Source organism: Hydrogenophaga defluvii, from assembly GCF_042665235.1.
Lineage (GTDB): Bacteria > Pseudomonadota > Gammaproteobacteria > Burkholderiales > Burkholderiaceae_C > Hydrogenophaga > Hydrogenophaga defluvii_A.
The window spans coordinates 67,091-78,833 of the sequence record NZ_JBHTBZ010000080.1 but is presented as its reverse complement, the minus strand read 5'-3'; the positions used below and the strand labels follow the sequence as shown (position 1 = coordinate 78,833).

Annotated in this window: 13 protein-coding genes; 9 read left to right on the top strand and 4 right to left on the bottom strand. The window is 65.1% G+C overall.

Going from position 1 to position 11,743, the window contains the following annotated elements; all coding sequences use genetic code 11:
• Window positions 1-170 precede the first annotated feature (170 nt).
• On the bottom strand, window positions 171-989 hold the full coding sequence (locus ACFQU0_RS20435; RefSeq protein ID WP_382203886.1) for an IclR family transcriptional regulator domain-containing protein: 819 nt from the start codon (window positions 987-989) through the stop codon (window positions 171-173).
• Between the two features lie 134 nt (window positions 990-1,123).
• On the opposite strand from ACFQU0_RS20435, the gene pobA reads away from it, so the two are divergent.
• Window positions 1,124-2,308: a 4-hydroxybenzoate 3-monooxygenase gene (pobA, locus tag ACFQU0_RS20430; RefSeq protein WP_382203884.1), complete on the top strand. Its 1,185-nt coding sequence runs from the start codon at window positions 1,124-1,126 to the stop codon at window positions 2,306-2,308.
• 83 nt (window positions 2,309-2,391) lie between these two features.
• Window positions 2,392-3,285 carry a CoA transferase gene (locus ACFQU0_RS20425; RefSeq protein WP_382203882.1) on the top strand — a complete coding sequence of 298 codons (894 nt, stop codon included), beginning with the start codon at window positions 2,392-2,394 and terminating at the stop codon, window positions 3,283-3,285.
• 100 nt (window positions 3,286-3,385) lie between these two features.
• Here the strand turns inward: ACFQU0_RS20425 and ACFQU0_RS20420 are convergent, their stop codons facing one another.
• Window positions 3,386-4,354: an AraC-like ligand-binding domain-containing protein gene (locus tag ACFQU0_RS20420; RefSeq protein WP_382203880.1), complete on the bottom strand. Its 969-nt coding sequence runs from the start codon at window positions 4,352-4,354 to the stop codon at window positions 3,386-3,388.
• Between the two features lie 203 nt (window positions 4,355-4,557).
• On the opposite strand from ACFQU0_RS20420, the gene ACFQU0_RS20415 reads away from it, so the two are divergent.
• The 6 genes from ACFQU0_RS20415 to ACFQU0_RS20390 all read left to right on the top strand — a co-directional run bounded on the left by ACFQU0_RS20415 (window position 4,558) and on the right by ACFQU0_RS20390 (window position 10,979).
• Complete coding sequence (locus ACFQU0_RS20415) at window positions 4,558-5,754, top strand: amino acid ABC transporter substrate-binding protein (protein WP_382203878.1); 1,197 nt, start codon at window positions 4,558-4,560, stop codon at window positions 5,752-5,754.
• A gap of 114 nt (window positions 5,755-5,868) precedes the next feature.
• Window positions 5,869-6,771 carry a branched-chain amino acid ABC transporter permease gene (locus ACFQU0_RS20410; protein WP_382203876.1) on the top strand — a complete coding sequence of 301 codons (903 nt, stop codon included), beginning with the start codon at window positions 5,869-5,871 and terminating at the stop codon, window positions 6,769-6,771.
• Window positions 6,768-7,796: a branched-chain amino acid ABC transporter permease gene (locus ACFQU0_RS20405; RefSeq protein ID WP_382203874.1), complete on the top strand. Its 1,029-nt coding sequence runs from the start codon at window positions 6,768-6,770 to the stop codon at window positions 7,794-7,796. The genes ACFQU0_RS20410 and ACFQU0_RS20405 overlap by 4 nt, the downstream gene beginning before the upstream one ends.
• Before the next feature lie 82 nt (window positions 7,797-7,878).
• Entirely contained in the window at window positions 7,879-8,676 is a 798-nt protein-coding gene (locus tag ACFQU0_RS20400; RefSeq protein WP_382203893.1) for an ABC transporter ATP-binding protein, read from the top strand.
• A complete protein-coding gene (locus ACFQU0_RS20395; protein WP_382203872.1) occupies window positions 8,673-9,491 on the top strand; it encodes an ABC transporter ATP-binding protein in 819 nt (272 codons plus the stop codon). The genes ACFQU0_RS20400 and ACFQU0_RS20395 overlap by 4 nt, the downstream gene beginning before the upstream one ends.
• 33 nt (window positions 9,492-9,524) lie before the next feature.
• Entirely contained in the window at window positions 9,525-10,979 is a 1,455-nt protein-coding gene (locus ACFQU0_RS20390; protein WP_382203870.1) for an aldehyde dehydrogenase, read from the top strand.
• A gap of 14 nt (window positions 10,980-10,993) precedes the next feature.
• Here the strand turns inward: ACFQU0_RS20390 and ACFQU0_RS20385 are convergent, their stop codons facing one another.
• Together ACFQU0_RS20385 and ACFQU0_RS20380 are read right to left on the bottom strand one after the other, a co-directional pair.
• Window positions 10,994-11,122, bottom strand: a complete 129-nt coding sequence (locus ACFQU0_RS20385) for a hypothetical protein (protein WP_382203868.1) — start codon at window positions 11,120-11,122, stop codon at window positions 10,994-10,996.
• A gap of 11 nt (window positions 11,123-11,133) precedes the next feature.
• Complete coding sequence (locus ACFQU0_RS20380) at window positions 11,134-11,331, bottom strand: hypothetical protein (RefSeq protein ID WP_382203892.1); 198 nt, start codon at window positions 11,329-11,331, stop codon at window positions 11,134-11,136.
• A gap of 132 nt (window positions 11,332-11,463) precedes the next feature.
• On the opposite strand from ACFQU0_RS20380, the gene ACFQU0_RS20375 reads away from it, so the two are divergent.
• Window positions 11,464-11,743: PAS domain-containing protein (locus ACFQU0_RS20375; RefSeq protein WP_382203866.1), on the top strand; the 280-nt coding region annotated here is incomplete at its 3' end.

Sequence of the window (11,743 nt, the reverse complement as noted above, 5' to 3'; positions counted from 1 at the left end):
TTGGCTGCCAGCACCATCACATCACGTCAAAGCGGACAATCTACTTGCTACAAAACCGGACAGTTCTATTTGCTGCTGACACATACAGGTAACCGAGCACAGACCCCGCGTAGTGACTTGGCCCACCGTGGTGGGTCCAACCGCTCAGCCCCAACCCACAATTCCCAGTCTTAGAGCAAAGGCCTCACCTCGCGCGCCGCATCGTGCAGCAGGGGCAGCCAATGCCCTGCAATGGCTGCGGGGCTCAGGCGGGCGGCTGTGGTCACCACGTTGAGCGCTGCCACGGTCTGGCCCTGTTGATTGCGCAGCGGCACAGCCACAGCATGCACACCCATTTCGTGCTCTTCATGGGCCACACAATGGTCTTGCGCGCGCACCTGTGTGAGCAAAGCCCGAAAGGCCTTTGCATCGGTCAGCGTGTGTGGCGTCACACGGTACAAGCTGTGCTGTTTGAGCCATGCCGCCAATGCGCTCCGATCCATTGCCGCCAAGAGCACGCGCCCTGTGGATGTGGCGTGTGCGGGCAGGCGCGCACCCAAATGCAGCCCGTAGGCCAACACGCGCGGTGTGTTGACCTGGCGCGGCGGCGCACCCAGAGAACTGCCATAAAAGTCGGTGTCCTGAAGCGCCACACTGCGCGCCACGATGACCACCTCGCTGCCGTCCAGCACCACGGCTGAAAACGAGCCGCTGGTTTGTGCGGCCAGGCGGTTCAGCGTGGGCTGCAATGCGCGCGGCAACCGGGCAGACGCCAGGTAGCTGCCAGAAAACCGCAACACCTTGGGCGACAACCAGTAGTAGGAGCCGTCGGTTTCCAGGTAGCCGAGGTGCGCGAGCGTGAGCAAATGACGCCGGGCGGCCGCACGCGTGATGCCGGCACGCTGGGCGGCCAAGGTCGCGTTCAGGCGCTGGCGCTCGGTGTCAAAACTCTCCAGCACAGCCAGCCCCTTGGCCATGCCCTCTATGAAATCCGCTTTGGCGATGCCCATGGCGTACTTTCAGTCATTTGCGCGATCATCGCACATCACTTCTGCACAGCGCGCAATTCTGGACGCACTTGCCACACAACGTGGTGCATTGTTTCTACAGTCAGCTGCATCCCTTTCCTGTCAGGAGACATTGCATGCGAACCCAGGTTGCCATCATTGGCGCAGGCCCTTCGGGTCTTTTGCTCGGCCAGTTGCTGCACAAGGCCGGCATCGACGCTGTCATCATCGAACGCCAGAGTCCCGAGTACGTCCTCAGCCGCATCCGCGCAGGCGTGCTGGAGCAGGTCACGGTGGATGTGCTGGATGAAGTCGGCGTGGGTCAACGCATGCACCGCGAAGGCTTGGTGCACGGTGGCTTCGATCTGCTGTTCAAGGGCGAGCGCCACCGCATCGACATGAACCGGCTCACCGGTGGCAAAAACGTGATGGTCTATGGGCAGACCGAGGTCACCCACGACCTGATGGATGCCCGCTCAGCGGCAGGCTTGACCACTGTGTACGAAGCCAGCAACGTGGCGGTGCACGATTTCGACGCCGACCATCCACGGGTGACCTATGAGAAGGATGGCCAACAACACGAACTGACATGCGATTTCATCGCTGGCTGTGACGGTTTCCATGGCGTGTGCCGCGCCAGCGTGCCACGCGGCGCTATCCGGGAGTTCGAGAAGGTCTACCCATTTGGCTGGCTGGGCATTCTCAGCGACACGCCGCCGGTGCACCACGAACTGATCTACGTCAACAGCCCGCGCGGCTTTGCACTGTGCTCACAACGCAGCCACACCCGCAGCCGCTACTACCTGCAGGTGCCGCTGACCGACAAGGTGGAAGACTGGAGCGACGAGGCCTTATGGCAAGAATTGCGGCTGCGCCTGGACCCGGCTGCCCGCGAACACCTGGTGACAGGCCCCAGTATCGAAAAAAGTGTGGCGCCGCTGCGCAGTTTTGTCACCGAGCCGCTGCGTTTTGGGCGCATGTTTCTGGCGGGCGATGCCGGGCACATCGTCCCACCCACGGGTGCCAAAGGCCTGAACCTGGCGGCCACCGACGTGAAGTACCTCTCGCAAGCCTTCATCGAGTTCTATGCCGACCGGTCCGATGCCGGCATTGACAGCTATTCCGAGCGTTGCCTCAAACGCATCTGGCGTGCCGAACGGTTTTCGTGGTGGTTCACCAGCCTCATGCACCGCTTTCCAGGCGAAGGCGAGATTGCACAAAAATTTCAGGAGGCGGAGCTGGATTACCTGATTCACAGTGAGGCAGGCGCGCGCACCATCGCCGAAAACTACGTGGGTCTGCCGCTCGATTTCGGGCGCTGATCAGGCCGGCCCCTGTCGCGTGGGCGCAAGGCCCGCGCACGGCGCATGCGGTAGATTCCTGCACAAACCAGGAGACATGCCGCATGACCCCCACCCCACCTGCACGCCCAGCCGCCAGCCCCAAACCCTTGCGCGGCCAGCGCGTGCTGAGCTTGGCGCTCAACCTGCCCGGCCCGGCCGCGCTGATGCGCTTGCACAACATGGGCGCGCGCTGCACCAAACTGGAAGGGCCGGGTGGCGACCCGATGGCCCACTACAAGCCAGGCGCCTATGCCGACATGCACGCTGGCGTGAAACAGGTCAAGGCCGACCTCAAGACAGAGGCAGGCCAGAAAAAACTGCACGCGCTGCTGGCCCAGACTGACGTGTTGTTGACCTCTTTCCGCCCCTCCGCGCTGAACAAGCTCGGCCTGGGCTGGAGAACCCTGCACAAGGCCTACCCCGAGCTCAACCTGATTGCCATTGTGGGTGCGCCCGGCGCCCGCGCCGAAGAGCCGGGCCACGATCTGACCTACATGGCCGACAACGGCTTGGTCACCGGCCTGGACCTGCCCGCCAGCCTGTTTGCCGACATGGGCGGTGCGCTGATGGCCAGCGAGGCCACCTTGCAAGCGGTGTTGTTGCGCCAGGCCAAGGGCACCGGGGTGATGTTTGAGGTGGCGTTGAGCGAAGCCGCCCGCTGGCTCGCCCTGCCCCGCTATTGGGGCCTCACCCTACCGGAAGGCTCGGTGGGGGGCGCGCACGCGGGCTACCGCATCTACCCCTGCAAAGACGGCCGTGTGGCCGTCGCCGCACTCGAGCCGCACTTTGCGGCCGCCTTGTGCGAAGCCGCCCAGGTGCCCATCAAAGACCTGCGCACCCTGTTTCTGCCCGCCACCCACGCGGCCATCGCCGCTTTTCTGGCTGGGCAAACGCGCAAGCAACTCGACAAGTTGGCCGTGGCGCGGGACATCCCCCTGCACACCCTGCCCCGCTGAGCCGGAGCTGGCGCCGGGCGTCTGCTGGTGTCGGCGCCAGAAAAACGTGCTTTGACCGCATCCAGCGATTCGAATGGTGCCAAACACAAATCCCGGGGCGTCAACCGCCCACCAGGCTGTCCCGGCTCAATTGCCTGAAGTCGCTGGGCGACAGCCCGGTGTGCTCGCGGAACACGCGGCTGAAATGCGCGCTGTGGCTGAACCCCCAAGACAAGGCGATGTCGGTGAGGGTGCGCTGGGCCTGGGCGGGGTCTTTGAGGTCGCGCATGCAGCCGTGCAGGCGCCGGCGCAGGATGTAGTGGGCCAGGGTGTCGTCCTCGTCGCTGAAGGCCTTGTGCAGGTGGCGCTTGCTGCAGTTCAGGCCTTGGGCGATGCGGTCGATGGACAAATCCGGATCGCGCAGGCGCTGGCCCACAAAGTCGCGAATGCGGTCGCGAAAGGCCTCCATCTGGGTGGTGGCGTTCTCGCGCCCCGCGAGCTCCAGCAGGGACAGCCGCACCAGCTCCACAATCATTTCACCCGCGCCACGGGCCGAGGCCTCGCTCATGCTGGGCAGCTCCTGGTAAGTGTTGCGCATGGTCTCCAGCGCCACACGGGCGATGCCCTGGGTGCCGCCCACGTGGCGCGCCATCAGTGGGTCCAGGCGCAGCCCGCGTTCGAGTAAATGCTCTTTGGGCAGCATCACGATCAGGTGCTCGACGCGCTCGGGGTTGGCAATCTCGTAGCTGCCGGTGGTGTCGTAAATGGCCCAGCCGCCGGGGCGCACAAAGGCCTGGCGGCCATCTTGCTCCACCGCTGCGCTGCCCAGCCAGGGCGCCACAATTTTGAGGTAGCTGGTGTTGCTGGCGCGGGCCAGCTGCTGGCTGCGCAGCACCCGGTGGCGGTTGGCCTCCAGTTTGGTCATCACCACGTCGCCGGCCCGCGAGGACGCCATGTGGCCGTCGAAATCGGTGTCGCCGTACAGGTCAGACTCCAAGCCGCCAAAGTGTGACCAGATCCAGTCGCGCCACACGGCGGCACGCTCCTTGGGCGCAGCGATGTCGGTGCTCATGGTCTGGATGTCGCTCATCGAAGGCCTCGCGCGTGGGTCGGAACAGTTGACATTGATTATCAAACTGGGCGTCGTCCGCCGCAGCGCAACGGCTTGAGGGAAAACCCGGACCAGCGTGCACATTTGGTCAAACAGGAAGTGCGCGCTGAATCAAGCCACCGCCGTGGGCCGGGCCTACGATGCGCCCACCAGCCCCGCCTGACAACAGAAGGAGACAGACCATGGCACAAGCCACACGCCGATTGATCATCAAAAGTGCCGCGACAACCGTGGGCGCCCTGTCCGTGGCACCCCATCTGCTGGCCCAGTCCGCGCCGGTTCGCATCGGCTATTCCATGTCGCGCACCGGCCCCTGGACGGGCGGTGCGCAGACCAGCCAGGAACCGAACTACCTCTTGTGGGCGGAGCAACAAAACGCGGCGGGCGGCCTGGATGTGAAAGGCCAGCGCCGCCGCATCGAACTGATCAGCAGCGACGACCGCAGCGATGTGGAAACCGTGGTGCGCACCTATGAAAAACTGATGGGCAGCGACAAGGTGGACCTGGTGCTGCCGCCCTGGGGCTCCAACGCCAACTTCGCGGTGGCCCCGCTGGCCAACCGTTTCCAGTACCCCTTCCTCGCGCCCACCGCGCTGTCGCGCAAGCTGGCCGAGATGAAGCTGCCCTACTTCTTCCTGCTGCTGCAGCAGCCCAAGCCCATGTGCGAGGCGCTGGTCGACATGCTCAAGGCCAGCGGCGCCAAGACCCTGGCCTGCATCTACGTGGACGACCTCTTCGGCCTGGAGAACTACGCGGCTCTCAAGGTGGCGCTGCAGGGCAGCGGCATCACCATGGTGGAAGACAAGAGCTACCCCGGCGGCGTGAAAGACCTCTCGCCCGTGCTGCGCTCCATGAAGGACAAGAACCCCGACGCGTTCGTGGGCTTCACCTACCCGCCCGACACCATTCTGGCCAGCCGCCAGGCCAAGGAAGTGGGCTTCAACCCAAAGTTCTTCTACGCCTCGGTGGGCACCGCCTTTCCGCTCTACAAGAACGTCATCACCGCCGCTGGCGCCGAAGGCGTGCTGGGCATGGGCTCATGGAACAGCAAAACCAGCCCCGGCGCCAAGGCCTACTTCGACGCGCACGTGGCCAGCCAGAAGAAGGAACCCGACCGCTGGGCCAGCGGCGCCGCCTGGGCCGGCCTGGAGATCCTCACCAACGCCGTCAAATCCGTCGGCCTGGACCGCAAGGCCATCCGCGACTACGTGGCTGGCAACACCCACAAGACCATCATCGGCGACATCAAGTTTGCCGGCAGCGAAAACGTGGGCACCCCGGGCACCGTGGGCCAGTGGCAGAGCGGCGAGTTCGAGGTGGTGTGGCCCAAGGCCCGTGCAACGGCCGCGCTCAACCCCAACAAACCGGCCTGGAAGTGACTTAGCCCACCTCCGCGCCGCGCCTGCGGCGCGTCACCCCCTCAAGGGGGCCGCGCGAGCGGACCGGCAAAGCCGGCTCCGCCGTGCGCCCGGTTTTGACCTCTTCGCTCCTCCATGTCCTTCTCTGCCTGGCTTGAACTCATCGCCTCGGGTCTCATCACCGGGGGCATCTACGCGCTGGTCGCGCTGGGGCTCAACCTCCAGTACGGGCTGATGCGCATCCTCAACATCGCACACGGCGAGTTCCTGATGGTGGGCGCCTTCCTCACCTGGATGGTGCAGACGTCGTTCGGTCTGTCGCCGCTGTGGATGATCCCGGTCTCGTTTGTGCTGCTGATGGGCCTGGGCATCGCCATCCACTGGCTGTGTTTCCGCCGCCTCACCGCCACATCGCCCAACCTGGATGTGTTCGAGGCGCGCGGCCTGATGGTCGCCTTTGGCCTGATGTTCCTGGTGCAAAACGTCATCTCCTACGTGTGGGGAGGCGACCTGCGCGGCTACGACTTCCTGACACAGCCGCTGCAGATTCCGCTGCCTGGCGGCGAGGCGCAGTTTGCGGTCAACAAACTGCTGGTGTCCGCGCTGGCCCTGCTGTTTGCCGGCGCGCTCATCGTGCTGCTGCGCCAGACGCTGCTGGGCAAGGGCGTGCGTGCGCTGATGCAGTCGCCCATCGGCGCGCAGCTGGTAGGCATTGACACCAAACGCCTGCACCCGCTCATGTTCGGCATCGGCCTGGGGCTGTCGGGCGTGGCGGGCTGCCTGCTGTCCATGGCCTACACCATCAGCCCCTCCATGGGCGAGCCCTACACCGTCACCGCCCTCATCGTCATCACGCTCGGCGGCTTTGGCAGCATGGGCGGTGCGCTGGCGGGCGGCCTGCTGCTGGGTGTCATCGAAGCCGTGGGCATGCACTTCACCAACCCCTCACTCAAGGCCTTGCTGAGCTACGTCGTCTTCATTGGCGTGTTGCTGCTGCGTCCCGAAGGGCTGTTCACCCGGAAATCCAGAAAAGCATGACCTCCAGACAGTTGTTGATCCGCGACCTGCTGGTCCTGTTCGGCCTCACCGGCTGGGCCGTGGCCCTGCCCGGCTTTGCCAGCGAGTTTGCCGTGTCCATGGCACTCACCTGCCTGATGTACATCGCCCTGTCGTCCAGCTGGGCGCTGTTCTGTGGCACCACACGCTACCTCTCGCTGGCCACCTCGGCCTTCTTTGGCCTGGGTGCCTACACCAGCGCCATCCTGCTGGAGTCCATGCCGTGGCCACAGGTCATCGCCCTGGGCGCGCTCATTGCCGCTGCGGTGGCGGTGGTCATGGGCGCGGCGGTGCTGCACCTGCGTGGCACCTACTTTGCGGTGCTCACTTTCGGCATGACGGAGCTGATCCGCCACGCCATCAGTTACTTCGAAAAGTCGGTCACCGGCACCGTGGGCCGGGTGCTGATGGTGGTGCCCGAGCGGGAAACCATCTACTTCACCGTGCTGTTGCTGGCGGTGGTTGCGGTGGCCTTGTCCATCTGGATACGGCGCACCCGTTTTGGCCTGGCGCTGCAAGGCATTGGTGCCGACGAGCAACGCGCACAGACCTTGGGCGTGAACACCCGCATGGTCAAGGTGGCCGGCTTCGCGCTCACGGCGGCGATTGCCGGTGCGGTGGGCGCGGCCATGAGCGTGCGCTGGACCTACATCGACCCGCACACCGTGTTCAACCCCTTCATCGGCTTCCAGACCGTGCTGATTGCCCTGATCGGCGGCGCCATGACGCTGTGGGGCCCGCTGATTGCCGCCATCGTCTTCAGCGTGTTGGCCGAAACCCTGCGCCTGCAGGTGCCGCAGCTCTACATGATGTCGCTGGGCCTGCTGCTCATCCTCTCGGTGCTGTACCTGCCGGGTGGCCTGGCGTCGCTGCGCACCGACACCTTCAGGGGCTGGAAAAACGACAGCAAGGCCTGGTGGACGGACATCAGAGACGAGCTCAGCGGCGAGAAACAGCGCCGCAAAGACCGCGAGAAACAACGCCGGGAGCAGCGCCATGTCTACTGAAAAGCCCCCACGCTCCGCCGCTGCGCGGGTCGCTGCCCCCCAAGGGGGCGCGGACGGGCTTGGGGCGGCCCGGCGCCCGTCCCTGCCGCAACCCCTGCTCGACGCCCAGGAAGTGACGGTGCGCTTCGGCGGCCTGGTGGCGGTGGACGCGGTCAGTGCCACCTTCATGCCCGGCGAGCTGGTCGGCATCATCGGCCCCAATGGCGCAGGCAAGACGACCTTCTTCAACGCCATTTCGGGCGTGACCCAACCCACCAGCGGCCGGCTGGTCGTTCTGGGCCAGCAGCTCGCCGGCCAAGGCCCGCACCGCTTTGCGCGCAACGGCCTGGCCCGCACTTTCCAGACGCCGCGCACGTTTGCCGACATGAGCGTGCGCGACAACATCGCGTTTGGCCTCAAGTTCGCCGGCAAGCGCCCGCGCAAGTACGTCTTCTGGGGCGAGGAAACGGGCGTGCCCTGGGTGCTGCGCACGTCAGACAGCATCCTCGGCCTCATTGGCCTGAGTGCGCAGGCCGATGTGCCCGCCGCCGCCATCACCCCCAGCCAGCAGCGCCTGCTGGAGATTGGCATGGCACTGGCCACACGCCCGCGCATGCTCCTGCTCGACGAGGTGGCGGCCGGCCTGACCGAAAACGAGGTCGAGGAAATGGCCCGCCTCATTCGCCGCCTGCGCGACGAGCTGGACCTGACCGTGGTGTGGATCGAACACGCCGTGACCACGCTGCTGCGTCACGTGGAGCGCGTCATCGTGCTGCACCAGGGCAAAAAGATTGCCGACGGCACGCCGCGTGAGGTGGTGCGCAACCCCGAAGTGATCGAGGCTTACCTGGGCGACGAAATGAACGACGAGACCAGCGAAACCGAAGGGGCCGAAGCATGATGTGGCACCGCCCCCAAGCCTTCACCCTCGGCGGAAGCGAGCAGGCGCACCTCAAGGTGGACAAACTGAGCGCCGGCTACGGCCCCTTTCTGGTGCTGCGCGACATCACGCTGGACATCCGCCCAGGCCTGACGGTGGTGCTGGGCCCCAACGGCGCCGGCAAAACCACGCTGCTCAAGGCCTTGAATGGCCTCATCCCGCGTGACGGCAATGTGGAGCTGAACGGCGACGAGCTGCCCGAAAAAACCCACGAAATCGTGCAGGCCGGGGTGGCCCTGGTGCCCGAGGGGCGGCAGCTGTTTCCGCAGCTCACCGTGGCTGAAAACCTGGAACTGGGCGCCTGGCTGGTGCCCAAGGCACAACGCCCCCAGCGCATGGAGCAGGCCTTCAACGACTTTCCCAAACTGCGCGAACGCGCCACCCAACTGGCCGGCACCATGAGCGGTGGCGAACAGCAGATGGTGGCCGTGGCCCGCGCCATGATGTGCGCGCCCCGCCTGCTCATGCTGGATGAACCCTCGCTGGGCCTGGCGCCCAAGATGGTGGACGAGCTGCTGGGCATGGCCCGCCGCATTGCCGACGCCGGCACGACCGTGCTGATGGTGGAGCAAAACGTGAAAAAAGCGCTGGCCGTGGCCGACCGTGGCTACGTGCTGGAGCGCGGCAGCCTGGTGGCCAGCGGCCCCGCCAAGTTGCTGGCGCGCTCCACCGTCATCCGCGAAGCCTACCTGGGCGCCGACAAAGACCCCGCCACCGGCACCACCAGTGCCGCCGACGCCGTGGCCCGGCGCAAAAAAGCCGTGGCCACCGCCTGAGCCTTCATTTCAAGCACACGCAAGGAGTAACCCATGTCCGATATGTCCATGCTCATCAACGGCCTCAAGGTGACGGCCGAAAAAGGCGCCACGTTTGAACGCCGCAACCCGCTGGATGGCAGCGTGGCCACCCGTGCACCCGCCGCATCGCCGGCCGACGCCGTGATGGCGGTGGAAGCCGCCGCCGAAGCCTTCAAGACCTGGAGCGAAACCGGCCCCGGCGAACGCCGCGCCCTGCTGCTCAAGGCGGCCGACGCCCTGGAGGCCAAAACACCCAAGTTCATCGAAGCCGTGGCCGCCGAAACCGGCGCCACCGGCATGTGGGCCGGCTTCAACGTCTTTCTGGCGGCCGGCATGATCCGCGAGGCCGCCGCCCTCACCACCCAGATCAACGGCGAGGTCATCCCGTCCGACGTGCCCGGCAACCTGGCCATGGGCGTGCGCCAGCCGGCCGGTGTGGTGCTGGGCATCGCGCCGTGGAATGCGCCCGTCATTCTGGGTGTGCGTGCCATCTGCGTGCCCCTGGCCTGCGGCAACACCGTCATCTTCAAGGGCAGCGAAAACTGTCCCCGGACCCACCAGCTCATTGTCGAAGCATTTGAAGACGCCGGCTTCCCGGCCGGTGTGGTGAACTACATCACCAACGCGCCGGCCGACGCCGGCGCCGTGGTCGAAGCCATCGTGGCCCACCCCGCCGTGCGCCGTGTCAACTTCACCGGCAGCACGCGTGTGGGCAAGATCATTGCCATGACCTGCGCCAAGTACCTCAAACCCGTGGTGCTGGAGTTGGGCGGCAAGGCCCCCCTGGTGGTGCTGGACGACGCCGACATCGAAGACGCCGTCAACGGCGCCGCCTTTGGCTGCTTTGCCAACAGCGGCCAGATCTGCATGAGCACCGAACGCCTCATCGTGGACCAGAAAATTGCCGACGAATTTGTGAAGAAATTCACCGACAAGGCCAAAAATCTGCCCCTGGGCGACCCGCGCAAACCCGAGCCCGTGGTGCTCGGCTCCGTCATCGGCCAGGGCACCGTGGACCACTGCAACGCCCTGATCGACGACGCGCTGGCCAAAGGCGCCAAGCTGGTGTGCGGCGAAAAAGCCACCAGCACCCTCATGCCCGCCACGGTGCTGGACTTTGTGACGCCCGCCATGCGCATCTACCACGAAGAAACCTTCGGTCCCGTCAAGTGCATCGTGCGCGTGAAGAACACCGAGGAAGCCATCGCCTGCGCCAACGACAACGAGTACGGCCTCAGCGCCGCCGTGTTCGGCAAAGACATCGCCCGCGCCTTCAATGTGGCCCGCAAAATCGACAGCGGCATCTGCCACGTCAACGGCCCCACCGTGCATGACGAGGCGCAAATGCCGTTTGGTGGCGTCAAGGGTTCGGGCATCGGCCGGTTTGGCGGCAAGGCCGGCATTGCCGAATTCACCGAACTGCGCTGGATCACGGTGCAGACGACGCCTAGGCACTACCCGTTCTGAGGTTTTGACTGCGGCTACCGGCACCCGTCATTGCCAGCCGGAGCGAACTGCATGAACCAAGTGTCAAAAGCGTAGTTGGGTACGCCGGCTTCGGCGATGGTCGGAACATTGGGCGAAAGACAGGAGCGCTTGGCACCCGTCACACCCAGCGCCTTCAGCTTGCCTGCCTAGACGTGCGGCACCGCTGTAGCGGGCACTGGGAAGCTCCTGAAAATCTGTCCGAAAATCGTTTCGACCAAAGCCGGCCACCGTCTCGGTAGGGGATGTGGAGGATGTTGACGTCGGCGACAGCCTTGAACAACTCGGCCGACATGTCGAACGTGCTGCCAGGTCCCGCAGATCCACAGTTCATCTTGCCGGGAGCTGCCTTGGCGGCCGCTACCATCTCCCCGATGGTGCCCAAAACCCCTGCCATACTTAAACTGGTGTGGTTCACTTTCCTATCCATTGGATTCACCTGCCCCCCTTTTTGCAACAGCCCTGCATGCCTCACACTTTCACGCCATCCGCAAAGCTGCTGCAACTGCTACCCGAGGCGGTGGTGCAAACCGATGCGCTGTGGGAGATCACTTACCTGAATCCGGCGTGGACCACGCTCACCGGCCATTCGGTGGAAGCAGCGCTCGGCAGGTCTCTGCTTGAATTTGTGCATCCCGGCGACATTGGCACCATGCGCTCGGGCATGCCGGTATTTCGGTTGCGATTTGCCGACGCGGACTACCGCTGGGTGCGTCTGAACCTCCATCCGGAGACGGATGCGGCGG